This window comes from Leifsonia sp. Soil_N53 (genome assembly GCF_057655165.1).
Genome location: NZ_JBDGMM010000031.1, coordinates 1 through 21,536 on the forward strand (window position 1 = coordinate 1; position 21,536 = coordinate 21,536).

The 21,536-nt window shown below is 72.4% G+C and carries 27 protein-coding genes; 15 read left to right on the forward strand and 12 right to left on the reverse strand.

Annotated elements, in window-relative coordinates:
- From AC3A3H_RS02150 to AC3A3H_RS02170, 5 genes are all read right to left on the reverse strand, one after another.
- Nucleotides 1-229 (reverse strand): hypothetical protein (locus AC3A3H_RS02150; RefSeq protein ID WP_487612894.1); only part of this gene is annotated, 229 nt, incomplete at its 3' end.
- An 85-nt stretch (nt 230-314) separates the two neighbouring features.
- Nucleotides 315-1,934 (reverse strand): chaperonin GroEL, encoded by a 1,620-nt coding sequence (gene groL / locus AC3A3H_RS02155; RefSeq protein WP_487612895.1) that lies wholly within the window; start codon nt 1,932-1,934, stop codon nt 315-317.
- Nucleotides 1,935-2,130: 196 nt separating this feature from the next.
- Entirely contained in the window at nt 2,131-2,334 is a 204-nt protein-coding gene (locus AC3A3H_RS02160; RefSeq protein WP_487612896.1) for a cold-shock protein, read from the reverse strand.
- A gap of 180 nt (nt 2,335-2,514) precedes the next feature.
- Nucleotides 2,515-3,063: a LytR C-terminal domain-containing protein gene (locus AC3A3H_RS02165; RefSeq protein WP_487612897.1), complete on the reverse strand. Its 549-nt coding sequence runs from the start codon at nt 3,061-3,063 to the stop codon at nt 2,515-2,517.
- Nucleotides 3,064-3,085: 22 nt separating this feature from the next.
- A complete protein-coding gene (locus tag AC3A3H_RS02170; protein ID WP_487612898.1) occupies nt 3,086-3,385 on the reverse strand; it encodes a DUF3263 domain-containing protein in 300 nt (99 codons plus the stop codon).
- 169 nt (nt 3,386-3,554) lie between these two features.
- Between AC3A3H_RS02170 and msrB the strand changes: the two genes are divergently transcribed.
- A complete protein-coding gene (gene msrB, locus AC3A3H_RS02175; RefSeq protein WP_487612899.1) occupies nt 3,555-3,998 on the forward strand; it encodes a peptide-methionine (R)-S-oxide reductase MsrB in 444 nt (147 codons plus the stop codon).
- Nucleotides 3,998-4,555: a nitroreductase family protein gene (locus AC3A3H_RS02180; protein ID WP_487612900.1), complete on the forward strand. Its 558-nt coding sequence runs from the start codon at nt 3,998-4,000 to the stop codon at nt 4,553-4,555. The genes msrB and AC3A3H_RS02180 overlap by 1 nt, the downstream gene beginning before the upstream one ends.
- Nucleotides 4,556-4,566: 11 nt before the next feature.
- On the opposite strand, the gene AC3A3H_RS02185 is transcribed toward AC3A3H_RS02180, so the two are convergent.
- From AC3A3H_RS02185 to AC3A3H_RS02205, 5 genes are all read right to left on the reverse strand, one after another.
- Nucleotides 4,567-5,517: a DMT family transporter gene (locus tag AC3A3H_RS02185; RefSeq protein WP_487612901.1), complete on the reverse strand. Its 951-nt coding sequence runs from the start codon at nt 5,515-5,517 to the stop codon at nt 4,567-4,569.
- Nucleotides 5,518-5,578: 61 nt separating this feature from the next.
- Nucleotides 5,579-5,749, reverse strand: a complete 171-nt coding sequence (locus tag AC3A3H_RS02190) for a hypothetical protein (RefSeq protein WP_487612902.1) — start codon at nt 5,747-5,749, stop codon at nt 5,579-5,581.
- Entirely contained in the window at nt 5,746-7,101 is a 1,356-nt protein-coding gene (locus AC3A3H_RS02195; protein WP_487612903.1) for a dihydrolipoamide acetyltransferase family protein, read from the reverse strand. Before AC3A3H_RS02195 ends, AC3A3H_RS02190 begins: the two co-directional genes overlap by 4 nt.
- Complete coding sequence (locus AC3A3H_RS02200) at nt 7,098-8,153, reverse strand: alpha-ketoacid dehydrogenase subunit beta (RefSeq protein WP_487612904.1); 1,056 nt, start codon at nt 8,151-8,153, stop codon at nt 7,098-7,100. The genes AC3A3H_RS02195 and AC3A3H_RS02200 overlap by 4 nt, the downstream gene beginning before the upstream one ends.
- Entirely contained in the window at nt 8,150-9,274 is a 1,125-nt protein-coding gene (locus AC3A3H_RS02205; protein WP_487612905.1) for a thiamine pyrophosphate-dependent dehydrogenase E1 component subunit alpha, read from the reverse strand. Before AC3A3H_RS02205 ends, AC3A3H_RS02200 begins: the two co-directional genes overlap by 4 nt.
- Before the next feature lie 127 nt (nt 9,275-9,401).
- Between AC3A3H_RS02205 and AC3A3H_RS02210 the strand changes: the two genes are divergently transcribed.
- The 7 genes from AC3A3H_RS02210 to AC3A3H_RS02240 are packed head-to-tail and all read left to right on the forward strand — an operon-like array spanning nt 9,402 to nt 14,597.
- A complete protein-coding gene (locus AC3A3H_RS02210; RefSeq protein ID WP_487612906.1) occupies nt 9,402-9,830 on the forward strand; it encodes an Lrp/AsnC family transcriptional regulator in 429 nt (142 codons plus the stop codon).
- A 42-nt stretch (nt 9,831-9,872) separates the two neighbouring features.
- Nucleotides 9,873-10,271 (forward strand): hypothetical protein, encoded by a 399-nt coding sequence (locus AC3A3H_RS02215; protein ID WP_487612907.1) that lies wholly within the window; start codon nt 9,873-9,875, stop codon nt 10,269-10,271.
- Entirely contained in the window at nt 10,268-10,507 is a 240-nt protein-coding gene (locus tag AC3A3H_RS02220; protein WP_487612908.1) for a hypothetical protein, read from the forward strand. The genes AC3A3H_RS02215 and AC3A3H_RS02220 overlap by 4 nt, the downstream gene beginning before the upstream one ends.
- Entirely contained in the window at nt 10,504-11,700 is a 1,197-nt protein-coding gene (locus AC3A3H_RS02225; protein WP_487612909.1) for a low temperature requirement protein A, read from the forward strand. The genes AC3A3H_RS02220 and AC3A3H_RS02225 overlap by 4 nt, the downstream gene beginning before the upstream one ends.
- 40 nt (nt 11,701-11,740) lie before the next feature.
- The gene (locus tag AC3A3H_RS02230; protein ID WP_487612910.1) at nt 11,741-12,937 is read left to right on the forward strand and encodes a thiolase family protein; all 1,197 of its coding nucleotides are present in this window, start codon (nt 11,741-11,743) and stop codon (nt 12,935-12,937) included.
- A complete protein-coding gene (locus AC3A3H_RS02235; protein ID WP_487612911.1) occupies nt 12,937-13,680 on the forward strand; it encodes an enoyl-CoA hydratase/isomerase family protein in 744 nt (247 codons plus the stop codon). The genes AC3A3H_RS02230 and AC3A3H_RS02235 overlap by 1 nt, the downstream gene beginning before the upstream one ends.
- A complete protein-coding gene (locus tag AC3A3H_RS02240; RefSeq protein WP_487612912.1) occupies nt 13,677-14,597 on the forward strand; it encodes a 3-hydroxyacyl-CoA dehydrogenase family protein in 921 nt (306 codons plus the stop codon). Before AC3A3H_RS02235 ends, AC3A3H_RS02240 begins: the two co-directional genes overlap by 4 nt.
- On the opposite strand, the gene AC3A3H_RS02245 is transcribed toward AC3A3H_RS02240, so the two are convergent.
- The gene (locus AC3A3H_RS02245; RefSeq protein WP_487612913.1) at nt 14,569-14,973 is read right to left on the reverse strand and encodes a PaaI family thioesterase; all 405 of its coding nucleotides are present in this window, start codon (nt 14,971-14,973) and stop codon (nt 14,569-14,571) included. The genes AC3A3H_RS02240 and AC3A3H_RS02245 overlap by 29 nt on opposite strands.
- Before the next feature lie 63 nt (nt 14,974-15,036).
- Between AC3A3H_RS02245 and paaZ the strand changes: the two genes are divergently transcribed.
- The gene (gene paaZ / locus AC3A3H_RS02250) at nt 15,037-17,088 is read left to right on the forward strand and encodes a phenylacetic acid degradation bifunctional protein PaaZ (RefSeq protein ID WP_487612914.1); all 2,052 of its coding nucleotides are present in this window, start codon (nt 15,037-15,039) and stop codon (nt 17,086-17,088) included.
- 68 nt (nt 17,089-17,156) lie between these two features.
- On the opposite strand, the gene AC3A3H_RS02255 is transcribed toward paaZ, so the two are convergent.
- The gene (locus AC3A3H_RS02255; protein ID WP_487612915.1) at nt 17,157-17,753 is read right to left on the reverse strand and encodes a TetR/AcrR family transcriptional regulator; all 597 of its coding nucleotides are present in this window, start codon (nt 17,751-17,753) and stop codon (nt 17,157-17,159) included.
- 79 nt (nt 17,754-17,832) lie between these two features.
- On the opposite strand from AC3A3H_RS02255, the gene paaA reads away from it, so the two are divergent.
- Genes paaA through paaE form a run of 5 tightly spaced genes read left to right on the forward strand, consistent with a single transcriptional unit; the run spans nt 17,833 to nt 21,523 of the window.
- Nucleotides 17,833-18,816, forward strand: coding sequence for a 1,2-phenylacetyl-CoA epoxidase subunit PaaA (gene paaA, locus AC3A3H_RS02260; RefSeq protein ID WP_487612916.1), 984 nt, complete (start codon nt 17,833-17,835; stop codon nt 18,814-18,816).
- The gene (gene paaB, locus AC3A3H_RS02265) at nt 18,813-19,118 is read left to right on the forward strand and encodes a 1,2-phenylacetyl-CoA epoxidase subunit PaaB (protein WP_487612917.1); all 306 of its coding nucleotides are present in this window, start codon (nt 18,813-18,815) and stop codon (nt 19,116-19,118) included. The genes paaA and paaB overlap by 4 nt, the downstream gene beginning before the upstream one ends.
- The gene (gene paaC, locus AC3A3H_RS02270; RefSeq protein ID WP_487612918.1) at nt 19,115-19,945 is read left to right on the forward strand and encodes a 1,2-phenylacetyl-CoA epoxidase subunit PaaC; all 831 of its coding nucleotides are present in this window, start codon (nt 19,115-19,117) and stop codon (nt 19,943-19,945) included. Before paaB ends, paaC begins: the two co-directional genes overlap by 4 nt.
- Nucleotides 19,942-20,424 carry a 1,2-phenylacetyl-CoA epoxidase subunit PaaD gene (gene paaD, locus AC3A3H_RS02275; RefSeq protein ID WP_487612919.1) on the forward strand — a complete coding sequence of 161 codons (483 nt, stop codon included), beginning with the start codon at nt 19,942-19,944 and terminating at the stop codon, nt 20,422-20,424. Before paaC ends, paaD begins: the two co-directional genes overlap by 4 nt.
- A gap of 10 nt (nt 20,425-20,434) precedes the next feature.
- Nucleotides 20,435-21,523, forward strand: coding sequence for a 1,2-phenylacetyl-CoA epoxidase subunit PaaE (paaE, locus tag AC3A3H_RS02280; protein ID WP_487612920.1), 1,089 nt, complete (start codon nt 20,435-20,437; stop codon nt 21,521-21,523).
- Nucleotides 21,524-21,536 lie beyond the last annotated feature (13 nt).

A 21,536-nucleotide genomic window follows, 5' to 3' on the forward strand; every position in this document is an offset into this window, starting at 1 on the left:
CGTCCGCCGGGGTCGCCGCCAGGCGCGCGGTGCCGCCGAGCAGCGCCTCCACGGCGGGAGTCGCGGTGAAGGCGGCGCAGTCGAGCGGCGGAGCCACATCCACCGCCGGAGCGGAGGTCGCGCGCGGACTCGTCGGTCCGGCGCCGGGGAGCCCGAGCGCCTGGCAGCCGGAGAGACACAGCAGCGCGGTCGCCAGCGCCGCCGCTCCCCACCATCGCCTCGCCGTCATGGTCCCTCTCGATCGAGACGACGATAACAGCGAAGAGGGCGCCTCCCGCGAACGGGAGACGCCCTCTACAGCGTGTCGGACGGACTCAGAAGTCCATGCCGGCGCCCGGGTCGCCGACCGGTGCGGCGTTCTTCTCGGGCTTGTCGGCGACGACGGCCTCGGTGGTGAGGAACAGGCCCGCGATCGACGCGGCGTTCTGCAGCGCCGAGCGGGTGACCTTCACCGGGTCGTTGATGCCGGAGGCCAGCATGTCGACGTACTCGCCGGTCGCGGCGTTGAGGCCGTGGCCCACGGGGAGCTCGCGCACCTTGGCGACCACGACGCCGGCCTCGAGGCCCGCGTTGATGGCGATCTGCTTCAGCGGAGCCTCGATGGCGACCCGGACGATGTTCGCGCCGGTCGCCTCGTCGCCCGTGAGCTGGAGCTTCTCGAACGCGGTCTTGCCGGCCTGGATGAGGGCCACGCCACCACCGGCGACGATGCCCTCCTCGACGGCGGCCTTCGCGTTGCGGACGGCGTCCTCGATGCGGTGCTTGCGCTCCTTGAGCTCGACCTCGGTGGCCGCGCCCGCCTTGATGACGGCGACGCCGCCGGCGAGCTTCGCGAGACGCTCCTGGAGCTTCTCACGGTCGTAGTCCGAGTCGGTGTTCTCGATCTCGCCGCGGATCTGGGCCACGCGACCGGCGATGGCGTCGGGGTCGCCCGCGCCCTCGACGATGGTGGTCTCGTCCTTGGTGATGACGACCTTGCGGGCCTGGCCGAGCAGGTCGAGGGTGACGTTCTCGAGCTTGAGGCCGACCTCCTCGGAGATGACCTGGCCGCCGGTCAGGATCGCGATGTCCTGCAGCATGGCCTTGCGGCGGTCGCCGAAGCCCGGGGCCTTGACGGCGACGGACTTGAAGATGCCGCGGATCTTGTTGACGATCAGGGTGGCCAGGGCCTCCCCGTCGACGTCCTCGGCGATGATGAGGAGCTGCTTGTTGGCCTGGATCACCTTGTCGACGATCGGGAGCAGGTCCTTGATCGAGGAGATCTTCTGGTTGGCGATGAGGATGTAGGTGTCCTCGAACACCGCCTCCTGGCGGTCCTGGTCGGTGACGAAGTACTGCGACAGGAAGCCCTTGTCGAAGCGCATGCCCTCGGTCAGCTCGAGCTCGGTGCCGAAGGTGTTCGACTCCTCGACGGTGACGACGCCCTCCTTGCCGACCTTGTCGATCGCCTCGGCGATGATCTCGCCGATGGTGGTGTCGCCGGCGGAGATGGACGCGGTGGCGGCGATCTCGGCCTTGGTCTCGACCTCCTTGGCGCTGGCGATGAGCTCCTCGGTCACGGCCGCGACGGCCTTCTCGATGCCGCGCTTCAGCGTGATGGGGTCGGCGCCGGCGGCCACGTTGCGGAGGCCCTCCTTGACGAGCGCCTGAGCGAGGACGGTGGCGGTGGTGGTGCCGTCGCCCGCGACGTCGTCGGTCTTCTTGGCGACCTCCTTGACGAGCTCTGCGCCGATCTTCTCGTACGGGTCGTCGAGCTCGATCTCCTTCGCGATGGAGACGCCGTCGTTCGTGATGGTGGGAGCGCCCCACTTCTTCTCGAGGACGACGTTGCGACCGCGCGGGCCCAGCGTCACCTTGACGGTGTCAGCCAGGATGTTGAGGCCGCGCTCGAGGCCGCGACGGGCTTCCTCGTCGAAAGCAATGATCTTTGCCATGTGTTTCTCGTCCCTCCCGGACGTCTGCGAAAGATTCGGTGTGTTAGCACTCGATCAGATGGAGTGCTAAAGCGATTCTGGCACTCGCGCCCATGGAGTGCAAGGCGAACGGCGAGCCCGCGTTCCGCGCAGAGAGAAAGGAGCGCCGCCCCGAAGGGCGGCGCTCCTCTTATATGGTCTTGCCGATCGCTGCGTACTACAGCGGACGCACCGACTCGGCCTGCGGGCCCTTGTTGCCCGAGCCGACCTCGAACTGCACCTGCTGGCCCTCTTCGAGAACCTTGTAGCCGTTCATGTCGATTGCGGAGTAGTGAACGAAAACGTCCTGTCCCCCACCATCGACGGTGATGAATCCGTAGCCCTTTTCAGCGTTGAACCACTTCACGGTCCCGTTCGCCATGCATTACTCCCATTGCTGTGTCGCTCGCCCGGTCCAGCGCCGCGCGTTGACTCCCGATCCTAATGCTTGCAATAGCTGTTCACGCCAGTGTTTTCGCCATTCCGTTACCAAATCGGCCCAAAGTTAAACACACATGAAACAAAGGGGTGACGCCCTGTCCCCGCTCCGGAGGACGCCCGGTCAGCCCGTGTAGTTGCTGCCGACGACCACGGTCAGGTCGGCGCCGCTGCCGGCGAAGTCCTGCGTCAGGGAGACCGTCGCCCCCGGGAGCGACTGCGCCACCCCGAGCGCCGCGGCCTCGTTCTTCGGGTCGGAGTAGTAGACGATCGTCTGCGTCAGGTCCTGCCGGTCGGCGTTCGCGACGGCCCCGACCTTCCAGCCCGCCTGCGTCAGGGTGTCGCCCACCTTGCCGCCGAGACCCGAGGTCGTGGTGCCGTTCAGCACGTTCACCGTCAGGGACGGGTCGACCGTCGGCACGATGGTCGGGGTGGGAGTCGGGGTCGGGGTGGGCGTGCCGCTGGAAGAGTTGGGCGTGCCGTGGAACGAGATGGAGCCGCTCACCAGCGACAGCCCGAAGATGCCGGCGCCGACGAGGACGACGACGGCGAGCGCCGCCCAGCCGACCGCGATCCAGCCGCGGCCCTTCGGGCGGGGAGCCCGGTGCGCCCCGACGCGCTGCAGGTCGTCGGGGATGTCGTCGAACCGGTCTCTCGGGTACTTCTCTGCCATCTACGGGTGATTCCTCGCGGTGTCAGTCGCCGGACGGGAGTGTCCGGGATCGCCGTGCAGCCAGCCTGGTCTCGCGCAGCCGGAGCAGGCGCTTGACGAGCATGGGGTCGTGCCTGAGCGCCTCCGGCCGGTCGATCAGGGCTCCGAGGAGCTGATAGTACCGCGCGGCGGAGAGGCCGAACTCCTCGCGGATGGCCTTCTCCTTGGCGCCGGCATGCCGCCACCACTGACGCTCGAACGCGAGGATCGCCGCCTCACGGTCGGTCAGGCCGCTCGCGTCCGGCGCGGGGATCCGGTGGTCCGCAGTCTCCGCCACGTGCACCGCCTCCCCTCACCGTCTCGAGTCAGCCCTTCCCCGCGCTCGCGCCTCATCCTAGGCGCGCTGTCCTGTGCGTTGCCCGTTTGGCCGCGGCAGGTCGCGCGCCGAAACAGGGAACAGCGGCGCCAGCCCTGCCGTTTAGGCTGGAGACGGACGACGAAAGGAACGCACGATGAGCGCATCGCACGAGGCAGCGCAGGGCACGGCAGCGCACGAGGGATTCGGGGTCAGCAAGACCGACGAGGAGTGGCGGCGCGAGCTGAGCCCCGAGCAGTACGCCGTGCTGCGCGAGGCGGGCACCGAGCGCCCGTGGACCGGCGAGCTGCTCGACGAGGGCCGCGCCGGCCTCTACACCTGCGCCGCGTGCGGAGCAGAGCTGTTCAAGTCGGGCACGAAGTTCGACAGCGGCTGCGGCTGGCCGAGCTTCTACGAGTCGATCCGCCCGGAGGCGGTGCAGCTCCTCGAGGACGACAGCCTGGGCATGGTGCGCACCGAGGTGCGCTGCGCGAACTGCGATTCGCACCTGGGCCACGTGTTCCCCGACGGCTTCGGCACCCCGACGGGCGACCGCTACTGCATGAACTCGATCTCGCTGAACTTCACGCCCGAGAGCTGATGGCGGACAGCGACCTGGCCGCGCGCGTGGCGGCCCGGCGGTCGTACTCGCGCGTGACGGCCGAGGCTCCGACCCACGAGGAGCTGCTGCCGCTCGTCGCCGCCGCGGGACGCGTCGCCGATCATTCGGCGCTGCATCCGTGGCGGGTCATCGAGCTGCGCGGCGACGCGCGGGAGCGCCTGGGACAGGCGTTCGTGAAGGACGCCGGGGTGACCGGCGCGGAGGCCGAGAAGCTGGCGGCCAAGCCGTTGCGCTCCTCCCTCCTGCTGGCGATCGTGGCCGTGCGCACGAAGAACGAGAAGGTGCCGGGCTGGGAGCAGGACGCGGTCGCCGCCGGCGTCGCGCACCTCCTCAGCCTGCTCCTGCACGACGCCGGCTGGGGTGTGATGTGGCGGACCGGCCACCACACCCGTTCCAAGGCCGTCCATCGGATGCACGGCCTCGCGAAGAACGAGCGGCTGCTCGGCTGGCTCTACGTGGGCGGCGTGCCCGACGACGGCAAGGAGGGCCACCGGACCACCCTCGACGCCGAGCGCTTCCTCAGCACGCTCGACTGACGATCGTCCCGTCAGGTCGTCGGCGAGCGGCGGGGCCAGCGGACGCTCGCGACGACGACCGCGAGGAGGGCGAGCAGCGTGCCGGCGATCGTCGAGAACGCCACGGGGGCGGGCGAGCTGGGCGCGAGCAGGTCGAGCAGCAGCGCGGTCACCAGCTGGCCGGCGACGGTCGCGAGGCCGAGCAGCAGCACGCCCGTGATCCGGACGAGCAGCGCGGCCGCCGCGATGAAGACGCAGCCGATCGCACCGCCGAGATACAGCCAGGGCTCGGTCGGGAGCGGCTCGGGGAGGCCGCGGACGCTCCAGTCCACGGCCGTGAGCACCAGGAGCACGCTCGTGCCGACGACGAAGTTGATGAAGGTCGCCGTCAGGGCGCTCTCGGCGACCACCCGGACCTGACCGTTGACGGCCTGCTGCCAGCCGAGGCCGAGACCCGCGATCAGCGGCAGCAGCATCAGCCAGATCGGTACGGGACCGCCGAGCTGCGCGGACACCGCCCAGCTCACGGCACCGAGCGCGATGACGGCGCCGGCGAGCCGGGCTGGCGTGATCAGGCGCCGGCCGCCCGGGCCGAGGCCGATCCGGTCGAGCACGAGCCCGCTGACGGTCTGCCCGGCGACCACCGCGACCGTGAACAGCGCGACCCCGAGCACCGCCGCGGCGACGCCCTGCGACAGCACCAGGAACGCGCCCGCGGTGCCGCCGGCGACGTACCACCAGCGCAGCTCGCGCGCGCGCAGCGCGGCCACGACCCGGCCGAGCCCGCGCCGGCCCGCGGGCGCGACGGCCATCGCGACGAGCAGGATCACCAGCCCGGAGCCGAACGAGATGACCGCGGCGGTCACGCCGTCATCGAGCCGCTGGCCCAGCTCGCCGTTGATGCGCGACTGGAGCGCGACGCCCGCCCCGCAGAAGATCGCGCAGACCAGCGCGAGCCAGAGCGGGAACGGGCGGGAGGTCACTCCGCCAAGCCTAGGGTGCGAGCGCCCAGTGCGCCGACCGCTCAGGGTGCGGAGCGGACGCTCAGGGCGCCGGCGCGTCGCCGTCGCTGGGCGAGGGGTGCGGGAGCCAGGGGATGTTCTCCTCGGGCGCGACGTCCTTCTCGAAGTCGAGGTCGTAGTCGTCGCCCCGCTCGACCAGGTCGGGCTTGTCGGCGTCGTCGGGCTCTGCTGCGTGCTTCGGCTTGTCGCTCATCCCTTCACCGTACCCGGCGACTCCGCGGCGAGGAAGGCGATCGGCGACTCGATCGCGTCGGCGATCTCGCGGAGGAAGCGGGCCGCCACACCGCCGTCGGTGACCCGGTGGTCGAAGACCAGGCTGAGCTGCACGATCCGGCGCGGGACGACGGCGCCGTCGACCACCCAGGGGCGCTCGATGACGCGGCCGATGCCGAGGATGGCGACCTCCGGGTGGTTGATGATCGCGGCGCTGCCGTCGACGCCGAGGCTGCCGTAGTTGTTCACGGTGAAGGTCGAGCCGGTCAGCTCCGCCGGCGGGAGAGCGCCGTCGCGGGCGGCGGCGGCCAGCCGGCCGAGTTCGGCGTCGAGCTCGCGGACACTCGCCCGGTCGGCGCGGCGGATGACCGGGACGAGGAGGCCGCGCGGGGTGTCGGCGGCGAAGCCGAGGTTCACCCCGGCGAACAGCTCGAGACCGTCGCCGTCCGCGGTGACCCGGCCGGCGAGCTCGGGATGCCGCCCCAGCGCGCTCAGCGCGAACCGCGAGACGAAGGCGAGCATCGAGGGGGGCTTGCCCGATGCCGCGAGGGCTCGCCTGGCCTCCCACAGCTCGGTGGCGTCGACGTCCACCCAGACGGTGGCCTCCGGGATCTCCGAGCGGCTGCGCGTCATCGTCTCGGCGACGGTGCGGCGCAGGCGGGAGAACGGGGTGACGGAGGCGATGTCGAGGCCGGTGCGGGGGTCGGCGCCGTGCCGGGGTTCGGGGGCGGGCATGGGGGTGGACGGTGCGGGACGGGTGGGTGCGGCGGTGGGCGCGGTCGCCTTCGCCGCCGCGAGTGCGGCTTCCACATCCCGTCGCGTGACGACGCCTCCCGCGCCGGTCGGCGTGAGCGAGGCGAGGTCGATGCCGTGGCTGTGCGCGAGCGCGCGGACCACCGGCGACACGACCGGCACGATCCGGCTCGGCGCTCCGGAGGTCACGCCCGGGCCGCGCTGTGCGGCGCGGCCGCGGCGGCGGGCGGTGGCGTGGTCGGTGGTGCCGTAGCCGACGAGCACCTGGCCGGAGCCGGCGGCGACCGGTTCGAGCTCGCGTTCCTGCTCGACGGCGACGGCCTCGGCCGGGCCCTCCACCTCCGCGTCCTCCCGCACCTCCAGCAGTGGCGCGCCGACCAGGATGGTCTCGCCCTCCTCGCCGTGGCAGACGGCGACGACCCCGGCGTACGGGGACGGCACCTCCACGACCGACTTGGCGGTCTCCACCTCGGCGATCGGCTGGTCCACGGCCACCGTGTCGCCGACCGCCACCAGCCAGTGCACCAGCTCGGCGTCCGCGAGTCCTTCGCCCAGATCGGGCAGCGCGAAGACCTTCATGCGTCCTCCCACTGGAGGTCGTCGACGGCGTCGAGGATGCGGTCCACACCCGGCAGGTAGTAGCGCTCCAGCTTCGGCGGCGCGAACGGGGTGTCGAAGCCGGTCACCCGGCGCACCGGCGCCTCCAGATAGTGGAAGCAGCGCTCGGAGACCCGGGCGGCGATCTCGGAGGCCACGCTCGCGAAGCCCGGCGCCTCGGCCACGACGACAGCGCGGCCGGTGGCGCGCACGGCGGCGCACACGGTCTCGTCGTCGAACGGGGTGAGGGTCCGCACGTCCACGACCGCGAGGCTGCGGCCCTCCGCGGCGGCGGCCTCCGCTGCGGCGAGCGCCACCGGGACCGTGGGTCCGTACGCGATCAGGGTCGCGTCGGTGCCCTCCCGGGCGACGCGCGCGCGGCCGAGCTCGGGCAGCGGGGCCGTCGTGTCGACCTCGCCGGTCGACCAGTACAGCTTCTTCGGCTCCAGGAACACCACCGGATCGGGGAACGCGATCGCGGCGCGCAGCAGGCCGTAGGCGTCCTGCGGCGTCGCCGGCGACACCACGGTCAGGCCAGGGGTGTGGACGTAGTAGGCCTCGGAGGAGTCGGAGTGGTGCTCGACGCCGCCGATCCCGCCCGCGAAGGGGATGCGGATGACCATCGGGAGCCGGACCTTGCCGCGGGTGCGGTTGCCCATCTTCGCCACGTGATCGACGATCTGCTCGAACGCCGGGTAGGCGAACGCGTCGAACTGCATCTCGACCACCGGGCGCATCCCGTTCATCGCCATCCCGACGGCGGTTCCGACGATGCCGGACTCGGCCAGCGGGGTGTCGAAGCAGCGCTGCTCGCCGAAGCGCTTCGTCAGGCCGTCGGTGATGCGGAAGACCCCGCCGAGCGTGCCGACGTCCTCGCCGAACACCAGCACCGACGGGTCGGCCTCGAGGGCGTCGGCGAGGGCGCGGTTGAGCGCCTGGGCCATGGTCATGGTCGCGACCGCGGGCTGCGCGGGCTCGGACGGCCGTTCGGGCTCGGGCTGCCGGTCGGCGGGGGCGTCGTGCATGAGCGTCATCGGGCGACCTCCTCGGTGCGGGACTCGGTGCGGGCCTCTGCGCGGGACTCTGCGGCGAGCTCGGCCGCCAGCAGTTCGGACTGCTCGCGCAGCTGCGGGGTCGGCTCGGCGTAGACGTACGCGAACAGGTCGAGCGGCTGCGGCTCGGCATCGGCCATGATGCGGGCGCGCAGGTCGAGGGCGACCCGTTCGGCGTCGGCCTGGAACTCGGCGACGTCGCCGTCGGTCAGGGCGCCCTCCGCCGTCAGCCAGGTGCGCAGGCGCAGCAGCGGGTCGCGGGCGAGCCACGGCTCGACCTCCGCCGCGGTGCGGTAACGGGTGGCGTCGTCGGCGTTGGTGTGCGACTTCATCCGGTAGGTGATCGCCTCCACGAGCGTGGGGCCGCCGCCCTCGCGGGCCTCCGTGACGGCCTCCCCCAGCACCGCCAGCAGCGCCGCGAGGTCGTTGCCGTCGACGAGCCGGCCGCGCATCCCGTAGCCGACGCCCTTGTGCGCGAGGCTCGGCGCGGCCGTCTGCCGGCTGAGCGGCACGGAGATCGCGTAACCGTTGTTCTGGACCAGGAAGACGACGGGGAGATGGAAGACGGCCGCGAAGTTGAGGGCCTCGTGGAAGTCGCCTTCGCTGGTGGCGCCGTCGCCGCACAGCGCGACGACCACGGTGTCCTCGCCGCGCAGCCGCGCCGCGTGCGCGAAGCCGACCGCGTGCAGCAGCTGGGTCGCCAGCGGGGTGGCCTGCGGCGCGACGCGGTACTGGTTCGGGTCGTAGCCGGAGTGCCAGTCGCCGCGCAGGAGCAGGAACGCCTCGAACGGGTCGACCCCGCGGGAGACCACGGCCACCGAGTCACGGTAGGTGGGGAACAGCCAGTCGCCGTCGCCGAGCACCATCGCCGCGGCGACCTCGCAGGCCTCCTGGCCGTGCGACGACGGGTACACGGCCAGCCTGCCCTGCCGCACCAGCGCGTCGGCCTGATCGTTGAGCCGCCTGCCCAGCACGAGCCGGCCGTAGCCCTCCCGCAGGAGGTCGGCGGACGGGAACGCGTAGTGCTCGTGCGGGTGGCCCGAGCCCTGCTCGTCGATGAGCCGCAGCGGGGTGTCGCCCGGCATCAGATCGTCGGCGTGCATCTGTTCTCCTTCGAAAGACGTCGCTGATCATCAGGATGACTTCGCTGGACCCCGTTTGCCAGGCGTCCGCGACTTTCGAGACGAATGGATGCGCAGCCGCGCGATGGATGCCAAACTGTCTTCCACCATGGACGACATCGACACCCGCATCGTGGACGCCCTGCGCGCCGACGGCCGGGCCTCCATCACGGCGGTCGCCGAGGCGGCGCACGTCTCCCGGGCCAACGCCTACGCCCGCGTCTCCCGCCTGGTCGACGAGGGCGTGATCACGGGCTTCACCGCCAAGGTCGACCCGCGCCGCTCCGGCCGCGCGTCGTCGGCGTACGTGACGATGCGCGTGGAGCAGGCGGCCTGGCACGACCTCCGCGAACGGCTGCGCGCCATCCCGGAGGTGGAGCACTTCGCACTGGTCGGCGGCGACTTCGACGTCATCCTGCTGGTGCGGGCGCGCGACAACGAAGACCTGCGGCGGGTGGTGCTGGAGGAGCTGACCAGCATCCCGTCGGTGCGGGACACCAAAACGTCGCTGGTGTTCGAGGATCACGACCTGCGCTAGGCGGCTGGTGCGCGGGGACACGGGACTCGGTACGCTCGCGTCATGGCGGGCGCGCTCACCTCGGAGCTGACGGTCGGGGACCTGATGGCCCTCGCCCGGCTGGGCGACCGCGCGGCCGTGGACGGGCTCACGGTCGCGCTGACCTGGCGGTACGAGCACACGCTGACGCTGGCGAAGGCGCTGGCCGCGGCCGGATCCGGGGTGATCCTGTCGCTCGTGGTGCCGGTGCTGCAGTCGGATCCGGCGGTGAATCCGGTGCCGGTCGCGGCGTGGCTGTGGGTGCTCATCGCGGGGACGGTCACAATGGCGAGCGGCGGCGTCTTCTACCTGCTCGCCCGGCGGGCGCAGCGGACATTCGTGCTCGCGCAGGGGCTGCTCGCCGAACTGCTCGCGCTGCGTGCGACCCCTCCTGCGCCTCCCGCCGAAGGAGGCGCCCGGTGAGCACCACCATCGTCGTCGTCCTCGCCTCCATCGTCGTGGTGCTGGCCGTCGCCATCGCCGTCGCCGCGCTCCTCGTGCGGCAGAACCGGCTCCGGTCCGACCGCGATCGGTCGGCCGCGCTCGGGACCCCCGCCGCGTGGAGTGCGCTCGACGGGATCACGCTGAGCGGGTACGCCGACGACGAGCGCGTGCGTGCGGCGGTCGACGGGTTCCTGAGGGCCGGCCGACGCGGATGAGCGGCGGTCGCCTCCCCCGCCTCCCCGTCGCGGGCGACCGGGACCCGTCGCGGGCGCACTGGATGGAGCTGTTCTTCGATCTGGTGTTCGTCGCGCTGGTCGGGCAGCTCGCCCACGGCCTGCACGCCGAACCGTCGTTCGGCACGCTCGCGGTGTTCGTCGCCCTGTTCGCGTCGGTGTGGTGGTCGTGGGTGAATCTGACCTTCGTCGTGGATGTGTCGCCGCAGCTGAGCCGCCGGCGGCTGTCGCTCGTGATGCTGATCGCGATGTTCGCGGTCGGCGCGCTCGCGGTCGCGGCCCCGGAGGCGGTCGGCGACCGGGCCTGGCTGTTCGCGGCGGGAAACGCGCTGCTGCGGGTGCTGCTGCTGGTGGTGTGGATCCGCTTCTCGTGGTCGAACGGTGTGGCCTCCCGGGTCCGCATCCTCGCCTACAACGGCCTGACCGCCGTGATCTGGCTGGTCTCGATCGTCCTCCCGGCGCCCGCGAACTACGTGCTGTGGGCGGTCGCGATCGTGCTGGAGGTCGTGCTGCTGACCGCGACCTCCGGCAGCTGGGCGGCGATCGCGCTCGACCGGCTGAACGTCGAGCACCTCTCCGAGCGGTTCGGGCTGCTCGTGATCATCGTGCTCGGCGAGTCGGTGCTGAGCATCGTCGCGGCGGTGAGCGACGCCTGGACGGTCGCCGCCGGGCTGGTCGGCGCGCTCGCGCTGCTGGTGACCTCCGGGCTGGCCTGGTCGTTCTTCCTCTACGGCGTGGATGCCATGACCAGCGGGCTGGAGCGCCTGCTGGCGGCCGGCGACGTGCGCACGATCCGGGACACCGTGGCCTTCCTCCCGTTCCTGCTGCTGGCCGGGGTCACCGCGCTCTCCGGAGCGCTCGCGGCGGCGATCGCGCATCCCGGCGAACCGCTGCCGCCGGCGCTGGCCGTCTCGCTCGGCGGCGGCATCGCGCTGTTCTACCTGACGAACGCGATCATCGCCCGGCGCTTCGGCGACCCGTGGCGGGTCGTGCTGCGCTGGGCGGTTCCGGCGGTGGGGCTGCCTCTCCTGCTCGCGCTGGCGGCGCTGTGGGTGCCCGCCGCGGCGTCGATCGGCTGCGCGGTGGTGATCCTGGGGGTGGTCGTGGCGTCCGCCGAGCTCGGCTCGCGCTCGCGGCGGTTGCTCGCCGGTCGGGGTTCTGCGAGTATTTACTAGCTGAACGTTCGTTCGGTAATTCGCATTCGAAGGAGCTGCGATGGCCGAGGCCTACCTCGTCGGAGGGGTCCGCACCGCGGTCGGACGCTACGGCGGAGCGCTGGCGGGCGTGCGGCCCGACGATCTGGCGGCACTGGTGGTCGGCGAGGCGGTGCGCCGCGCGGGCGTGGACGGGTCGGCCCTCGATGACGTGATGCTCGGGGCCGCGAACCAGGCCGGCGAGGACAACCGCAACGTGGCGCGCATGGCCGCCCTGCTGGCCGGCCTCCCGGACAGCGTGCCCGGGGTCACCGTCAACCGGCTCTGCGCGTCCGGCCTCAGTGCCGTCACCCTGGCGGGCCAGGCGATCCGCGCGGGGGACGCCGACCTCATCGTGGCGGGCGGCGTGGAGTCGATGACGCGCGCGCCGTGGGTGCAGGCCAAGCCGGAACGGCCGTGGGCCAAGCCGGGAGCGCAGTTCGACACCTCGATCGGCTGGCGGTTCACGAATCCGCGGTTCCTGGAGCGCGACAAGGCCACGTACTCGATGCCGGAGACGGCGGAGGAGGTCGCCCGGCTCGACGGGATCAGCCGGGAGGACGCCGACGCTTTCGCGCTGGAGAGTCACCGGCGGGCCGCGGCGGCGACGGACGCCGGGCGATTCTCGGACGAGATCATCGCCGTCCCGACCGTTGAAGGGGAGTTCGCGGCCGATGAGAGCATCCGGCGCGACACCGACGCGGCTGCGCTCTCGGCACTGCGACCGGTCGTCGCCGGCGGCAGCGTGGTCACCGCAGGCAACTCGTCGCCCCTCAACGACGGCGCCTCCGCGATCGTGGTCGCGAGCGGGGAGGCGGTGCAGCGCTACGGCCTCCGCCCACGCGCCCGGATCGTCGCCTCGGCGAACGCGGGCGTCGCTCCCGAGGTGATGGGCCTCGGCCCGGTCCCGGCGACCAACCGGGCGCTCGACCGGGCGGGCCTGGAGCTGGACGACATCGGCTCGATCGAGCTCAACGAGGCGTTCGCCGCACAGGCGATCGCGTGCCTGCGCCGGCTCGGCCTGGACGACGACAGCGGCCGGGCGCGCGTGAACGCCGACGGCGGCGCCATCGCGCTCGGGCACGCCCTCGGTTCGAGCGGCGCGCGCATCCTGGTGACGCTGCTCGGCCGGATGGAGCGCGAGCGGTCCCGGTACGGGCTGGCGACGATGTGCGTCGGCGTCGGCCAGGGCGCGGCCCTGATCGTGGAGGCGATGTGATGGCGGCGCCGACGACTCTGCTGGTCACCGAGAGCGCCGACCGGGTGGTCGCGACGCTCAACCGTCCCGAGCGCCGCAACGCGATCGACCAGCGGATGGTCGACGAGCTGCACGGGCTGTGCGAAGACCTGGAGCGCGACCCGCGCATCCTCATCCTCACCGGCTCCGAGGGCGTCTTCGCGTCCGGCGCCGACATCGCCGAGCTGCGCGAGCGCACCGCGGCCGACGCGCGCCGCGCGATCAACGCGACGATCTTCCTCCGCATCGCCGAGCTGCCGATGCCGGTCATCGCGGCCCTCGACGGCTACGCCCTGGGCGGCGGCGCGGAGCTCGCCTACGCCGCGGACTTCCGGCTCGGCACCCCGCGGCTGCGGATCGGGAACCCGGAGACCTCGCTCGGCATCATCGCCGCGGCGGGCGCTCTCTGGCGGCTGCCGCAGCTCGTCGGCGAGCCCCTCGCGGCCGAGATCGCGATGGCCGGTCGCGTGCTGAGCGGGGAGGAGGCGCTGGCCGCCGGGCTCGTGAGCGACCTCTTCGAGCCGAACGAACTGCTCGCCGCAGCGCACGCCCTCGCCGACCGGATCGCCGCGAACGACCCGCTCGCGACCCAGTACACCAAGCGTGTCCTCCGCGCGCCGCTCGGCGACCATCCCCGGGCCGAGCGGGAGGCACAGGCGGTGCTGTTCGAGTCGCCGGAGAAGCAGCGGAGGATGACGGAGTTCCTGGAGCGGAGGCGGAAGTGAGCGACCTCACGACCGGCGTCCCCGAGCACGTCGCCCTCCCGGAGCGCATCGGAGTGATCGGCGGTGGCCGGATGGGCGCCGGGATCGCCCACGCGTTCCTGATGGCGGGCGCGCGCGTCGCCGTCGTCGAGCGGAACGCCGCGTCGGCGGCCGCCGCTCGCGAGCGGGTGGAGGCCGCGATCGACGGCAGCGTCCGCCGCGGTGCGACCGCCCCGGCGCCGGACCGGCTGATCGCCACAACCTCCTGGGACGCCCTGCGCGGCTCGGCCCTCGTGGTGGAGGCCGTGCCCGAACTGCCCGAGCTCAAGCACGACGCGCTCCGCCGCGCCGAGGACCTGCTCGAGCCCGACGCCGTGCTGGCGAGCAACACCTCGTCGCTGTCCATCGACGGCCTCGCGGAGGTCCTGCGGCGGCCCGGCGCCTTCCTCGGCATGCACTTCTTCAATCCCGTGCCCGCCTCGGCACTGGTGGAGGTCGTGGCCGGGCAGGCGACCGCGCCGAGCGCCATCGAGCTCGTCACCGGCTGGGTGGCCGCCCTCGGCAAGACGCCGATCGTGGTGCGCGACTCCCCGGGTTTCGCGTCGTCCCGGCTCGGCGTGCTGCTCGGGCTGGAGGCCGTGCGGATGGTCGAGGAGGGCGTCGCCTCCCCCGAGTCCATCGACACGGCGATGACCCTCGGCTACAAGCACCCCGTCGGGCCGCTGCGGCTCACCGACATCGTCGGGCTGGACGTGCGGCTCGACATCGCGGAGTACCTGGCGAGCGAGCTCGGCGCGCGCTTCGAGCCGCCCGCGCTGCTGCGCCGGATGGTCGCCGACGGCCTGCTCGGGCGCAAGTCCGGCCGCGGGTTCTACGACTGGAGCGACGAGGCGGCGGGCGGCGTGCCGCTCACGCGCGCTCCGGAGCCTCCACGATGAGGTTCGTGATGCGGACGGTGCAGAGCCGGTTGCCGTCCTCATCCGTGAGCACCACTTCGTGCGACGTCACCTTCCGCCCCAGCCGGATCGCGGTCGCGACCCCGGTCACGAGCCCGCTGCGCACCGAGCGGTGGTGCGTCGCGTTGACGTCGAGCCCGACCGCGCTGCGCCCGGGTCCGGCGTGGATGACGGCCGCCCACGAGCCGAGCGCCTCCGCGAACGCGACGGAGGCGCCGCCGTGCAGCAGCCCGAACGACTGGCGGTTGCCCGCCACCGGCATCGTCGCGACGACGCGCTCCGCGGATTGCTCCAGGATGCGCACGCCCATCTTCTCGTCGAGCTCGCCGAGCTCGATCGTCCAGTCTCCATCGGCCACGGCATCAGCCTATGTCCGATCCGCCGGAGCGCCGCTCCAGATCCTCCCGGGAGGTACCGAACGATGAGTCTGCCCAGCTACCTGCGCGATCAGTGGTGGAGCCCTGCGTCCGACGAGGGCGCGGCCGAGGTCCACGACGCCTCCACCGGAGAACTCGTGGCCCGCGTGAGCGCCGAGGGCGCCGACCTCGCCGGGGCCCTCGACTACGCCCGCACGGTCGGGCAGGCCTCGCTCGGCGAGCTGACCTTCCACAAGCGCGCGGTGCTGCTCAAGCGGATGGCGCAGGTGCTGACCGAGCGCAAGCAGGAACTGTACGACCTCTCCGCCCGGGCCGGCGCCACGCGGACCGACGCGTGGATCGACGTGGACGGCGGCATCGGCGCCCTGTTCACCTACTCGTCGAAGGGGCGCCGCGAGCTGCCGAACGCCCAGGTGGTCGTGGACGGCCCCGCCGAGTCGCTGGCGAAGGACGGCTCGTTCCTCGGCCAGCACATCTTCACCCGGCTGCCGGGGGTGGCCGTGCAGATCAACGCGTTCAACTTCCCGGTCTGGGGGCTGCTGGAGAAGTTCGCGCCGTCGTTCCTCGCCGGGATGCCGACCCTCGCGAAGCCCGCGACACCGACCGCGTACGTCGCGGAGGCGATGGTGCGCATCCTCGTCGAGTCCGGGCTGCTTCCCGCGGGGTCGCTCCAGCTGGTCTGCGGCGGCGTGCCCGGACTGATCGACCAGCTGCGGCTGGGCGACCTGGTGGCGTTCACCGGGTCGGCCTCCACCGCCGAGCGGCTGCGCGCGCACGACACGGTGCAGACCGGCGGGGTGCGGTTCACGAGCGAGACCGACTCCATCAACGCCTCGGTGCTGGGGCCCGACGCGCTGCCCGGGACGCCCGAGTTCGACGCCTACGTCAAGCAGCTGGTGGTGGAGCTGACCGCGAAGGCGGGGCAGAAGTGCACCGCGATCCGGCGTGCGATCGTCCCGGCCGCCGCGGTCGACGACCTCCTCGCGGCCGTGCGCTCGCGCATCGACGAGCGCGTCGTGCTCGGCGACCCGCGCGCCGAGGGCGTCACCATGGGGCCGCTCGCCTCGCGCGAGCAGCGCGCCGAGGTGCTGCGTCAGGTGGCGCGACTGGTGGCGGCCGGGGGCGAGCTCGCCATCGGCGGCCTCGACCAGCCGAGCGTCCGCCGCGGCGACGGCAGCCTGGGCGCCGAGCCGGAGGGCGCGTTCGTCGCCCCGATCGTGCTGCGCTTCGCCGACGCCCGCACGCCGGAGGCGCACAGCGTCGAGGCGTTCGGCCCGGTCGCGGCCGTGCTGCCGTACGACACGGCGACCGAGGCGGCGCAGCTGGTGGCCCTCGGCGGCGGCTCGCTCGTGACCAGCGCGGCCACGCACGACGCGGCGTTCGCGCGCGAGCTGGTGCTGGCGACCGCGGCGTACAACGGCCGCATCCTGCTGCTCGACCGCGACGACGCCCGCACCTCCACCGGGCACGGCTCGCCGATGCCGCACCTCGTCCACGGCGGTCCCGGCCGTGCGGGCGGCGGCGAGGAGCTGGGCGGCATCCGCGCGGTGCTGAACCACATGCAGCGCACGGCGATCCAGGGCTCCCCCGACCTCCTCACGGCCGTGACCGGCGTGTGGCACGAGGGCGCCGCCGCCGACACCGGTGGCCCGCACCCGTTCCGCAAGTCGCTCGCGACGCTGCGGATCGGCGACCAGGTGCAGTCGGAGACGCGGCGGGTGACCCTGGACGACATCGAGACGTTCGCGACCTTCACCGGCGACACCTTCTACGCGCACATGGACGAGGAGTCGGCCGCGGCGAACCCGTTCTTCCCGGGACGCGTCGCGCACGGCTACCTGCTCGTGTCGTGGGCCGCCGGGCTGTTCGTGGACCCGGCTCCTGGTCCCGTGCTCGCGAACTACGGGCTGGAGAACCTGCGGTTCCTGACGCCGGTCTCCCCCGGCGACAGCATCCGGGTCGCGCTGACGGCCAAGCAGATCACGCCGCGCGAGACGGACGACTACGGCGAGGTGCGCTGGGACGCGCGGATCCTCAACCAGAACGACGAGCTCGTGGCGTCCTACGACGTCCTCACCCTCGTCGCGAAGGAGTAGCCCCTCCGCCGAGGGGCACGTCGTTGTCACTTTCGGGCGCGAAAAGTGACAACAACGTGCCCCTCGCGTCAGGAACGGAGGGCGAGGGCGAGGATGGTGTCGGCCAGTTCGTCGGGCGGGACGGGGCCGGCGGGGTCGTACCACTCGGTCAGCGAGTTGATCATGCCGAACAGGAGGCGGGCGACCACGGCCGGGTCGGCCTCCACCCGCAGCGAGCCCTCGTCGCGCGCCTCCGCGACCAGCGCCGCCACCGCGTGGTCGAAGGCGCGCCTGCGCTGCAGTGCTGCCCGCTCCACCTCGGTGTTGCCGCGCACGCGCAGCAGCAGGGTGACGTACGGGAGGCGGTCGGCCAGCACCAGCACCGCCTCGCGGAGCACCTGCGCGAGCCGGTCGGCGGCGGTCCCGCTGGTCTCCTCGGCCGACCGCAGCGCACCTTCCAGGCCGTCGAGCGCCTCGTCCAGCGCGAGAGCCAGCAGCTCGTCCTTGGACGCCACGTGGTGGTAGATCGCCGACTTGGACAGCCCGAGCCGCTCGGCGAGCATCCCGATGGAGGTCGCGTCGTAGCCGTGCTCGTTGAAGGCGGCCACGGCGACCTCGAGGATCCCGCGCTGGTCGTAGCCGGGCCGGCCCCGGCGCAGGGGCTCGGCCGTCCGGGTGTCGGTCACTCAGCAAGTGTGGCATGAACCCCCCTGGCCCGCATATACTGAACGAACGATCAGTCAGTATTGATTGGAGCGCCGTTCGATGGCGAACGCAACCGAGACGACCCCCCTCCCGACCGACGAGGAGCTCGCAGGCCAGGCCCTGTTCGAGCAGCTCATCGCCGCCGACTCCCGCATCGAGCCGCGCGACTGGATGCCCGACGCCTACCGGCGCACGCTCATCCGCCAGATGTCGCAGCACGCGCACTCCGAGATCATCGGGATGCAGCCGGAGGCCAACTGGATCAGCCGGGCGCCGAGCCTCAAACGCAAGGCCATCCTGATGGCCAAGGTGCAGGACGAGGCCGGTCACGGGCTCTACCTCTACTCGGCGACCCAGACCCTCGGCATCACGCGCGACGAGATGACCGAGCAGCTGATCAGCGGCGCCGCGAAGTACTCCTCGATCTTCAACTACCCCACGCTGAGCTGGGCCGACATCGGCGCGATCGGCTGGCTCGTCGACGGCGCGGCGATCTGCAACCAGGTGCCGCTCTGCCGGTGCTCGTACGCGCCATACGGCCGCGCGATGGTGCGGATCTGCAAGGAGGAGTCCTTCCACCAGCGGCAGGGCTTCGAGATCCTGCTGACGCTGATGCGCGGCACCCCGGAGCAGCAGCGGATGGCGCAGGACGCGGTGAACCGCTGGTACTGGCCGTCGCTGATGATGTTCGGGCCGCCGGACGCCGACTCCCCCAACTCCGCGCGGTCGATGGCGTGGAAGATCAAGCGGTTCTCCAACGACGAGCTGCGGCAGCGGTTCGTCGGGATGCTCGTGCCGCAGGCCGAGGCGCTCGGGGTGACGTTCCCGGACCCCGAGCTGCGCTGGAACGAGGAGCGCCAGGCGTACGACCTCGGCGAGATCGACTGGAGCGAGCTGCAGCGCGTCATCGCCGGCGACGGCCCCTGCAACGCCCAGCGGCTGCAGCGCCGCCGCGAGGCGCACGAGGACGGCGCCTGGGTGCGCGAAGCGGCCGCAGCCTACGCCGAGAAGCGGGCGCAGCGGGCTCGGGAGGTCGCGGCATGACCGGCGAGAAGCCTCCGGCCCACGAGGTCTGGCCGCTGTGGGAGGTCTTCGTGCGCGCCTCCCGCGGCCTCAGCCACGTGCACGTCGGCTCGCTGCACGCGCCCGACGAGGAGCTCGCCGTGCGCAACGCCCGCGACCTCTACACCCGGCGCGGCGAGGGCGTCTCGATCTGGGTGGTGCGCTCCGACGCGATCACCACGAGCGACCCCGACGCCAAGGACGCGTTCTTCACCTCGCCGGAGGGCAAGAACTACCGGCACGCCACCTATTACACGGAGAGCGAAGGGGTGAAGCACCTGTGAGCGACGCGCACGACGCCGACCTGCACGGCCACGTCGAGCTCAGCACGGTGACCCTGTCCGCCGAGTTCGTGGCGGCCGAGACGACGGCCTCCCCCGACGTCGCCGAGTACGCGCTGTGGCTCGGCGACGACTCGCTCGTGCTGGCGCAGCGGCTCGGCTGGTGGATCTCCCGAGCACCCGAACTGGAGGAGGACGTCGCGCTCGCGAACATCGCCCTCGACCTGCTCGGCCACGCCCGGTCGCTGCTGCGCTACGCCGGCAGTGCCACCGACCGCTCCGAGGACGACCTGGCCTACTGGCGCGACGAGCAGGACTTCCGCTCCGCGCACCTCTTCGAGCAGCCGAACGGCGACTTCGCGCACACGATCGTGCGGCAGTTCGCCGCCTCCCACTACCTCTTCGAGCTCTACGAACGGCTGCGCGCCTCGGCGGACCCGGTGCTGGCCGCCGTCGCGGGCAAGGCCGTCAAGGAGGTCGCTTACCACTGCGACCACGCCGACCAGTGGGTGCTGCGGCTGGCGCTCGGCACCGACGAGTCCCGCCGCCGCACGCTGACCGCGTTCGACGACCTGTGGCCGTACGTGGCGGAGCTGTTCCGCGACGAGCTGCTGAGTGACCGGCTGGAGGACGTGGCCCCGCGGCCGTCGACCCTGCGCGACGCCTTCGACGCGGCGATCGCGCCGATCCTGGCGGAGGCCGAGCTGGAGCTCCCGACGACGTTCACCGCCGCGGGCGGCGGCCGCCAGGGCCGGCACTCCGAGCACCTCGCGCCGCTCCTCGCGGAGATGCAGGTGCTCACCCGTTCGCACCCGGGAGCGACCTGGTGACCGGGCACGCGGCCGAGGCCGGCCGGGCGTGGGCGGCCGCAGCGGCCGTCCTCGATCCCGAGGTGCCCGTGCTGACGATCGACGACCTCGGCGTCCTGCGCGCGGTCACGGTGACCGACACCGGCGTGGAGGTCGTGCTCACCCCGACCTACTCCGGCTGCCCGGCGATGGACGCGATCCGCGAGGACGTCGTGCGCGCCCTCGCCGCCGAGGGCTTCGCCGACGTGCGCGTCAGTCTGGCCCTGGCCCCGGCCTGGACGACGGACTGGATCAGCGACCACGGCCGCGCCGCGCTCCGCGACTTCGGCATCGCCCCGCCTCCGGGCACCGGGCCGGTGCGCCTCACGCTCGCGATCAAGTGCCCGCACTGCGGCTCGCTGAAGACCAGGGAGATCTCCCACTTCGGCTCCACCGCGTGCAAGGCGCTCTTCGTCTGCGACGCGTGCGGCGAGCCGTTCGACCACTTCAAGGCGCTGTGAGGTCCCGCTGATGGCGCGCGCGCGATTCCACACGCTCGCGGTCGCCGAGGTGCGCTCGCTCACCGCCGCGAGCGTCGAGGTGACGTTCGCGGTGCCGGACGCCCTGCACGGCGAGTACGACTACCTCCCGGGGCAGCACGTCGCCCTGCGCGCGACCGTCGGCGGCAAGGAGCTGCGGCGCAGCTACTCGATCTGCCGGCCGCCCTCGCGCGGCCGGATCAGCGTCGCGATCAAGCGCGACCTCGGCGGCGCGTTCTCGACCTGGGCGACCAGCGAGCTGCGCGCGGGCGACCGGATCGACGTGATGAGCCCGCAGGGCACGTTCACCATCGACCTCGGGCGCCTGGACGGCGTCCACGTCGCCGGGATCGCCGCCGGATCGGGCATCACGCCGCTGATGGCGCTGGCCTCCAGCGTGCTGGCCGCCTCGGACACCAGCTCGTTCACGCTCGTCTACACGAACCGCACGGCGATCGACGTGATGTTCCTGGAGGAGCTCGCCGACCTCAAGGACCGCTATCCGTCGCGCCTCGCGCTGCATCACGTGCTCTCGCGCGAGCAGCGCTCCGCTCCCCTGCTCTCCGGCCGGATCGACGAGGAGCGGCTGCGCACCATCCTGGACGCGCTGCTGCCGCCGGACACCGTGGACCAGTGGTTCCTCTGCGGGCCGTTCGAGCTGGTACAGCTCTGCCGCGACGTACTGGAGACCTACGACGTTCCGCGCTCGGCGATCCACTTCGAGCTGTTCACGACCGGCGAGCCGGGCGAGGTGCGCGGGGACGTCGGGCACCCGGTCATCGTGCACGAGGGCGAGAAGACGGCGGAGATCGAGTTCACGCTCGACGGCCAGACCTCCACGGTGACGACGCCCGTCGACGCGAACGAGTCGGTGCTCAACGCGGCGCTGCGGGTGCGGCCGGACGTGCCGTTCGCCTGCACGGGCGGCGTCTGCGGAACCTGCCGGGCCCGGCTGCTCTCCGGGGACGTGAGGATGACCGAGAACTACGCGCTCGAGCCGGAGGAGCTGGAGGCCGGCTATGTGCTCACCTGCCAGTCGCATCCGCTCACCGAGAAGGTCGCAGTGGACTATGACGTCTGAGTCGTTCCTGAAA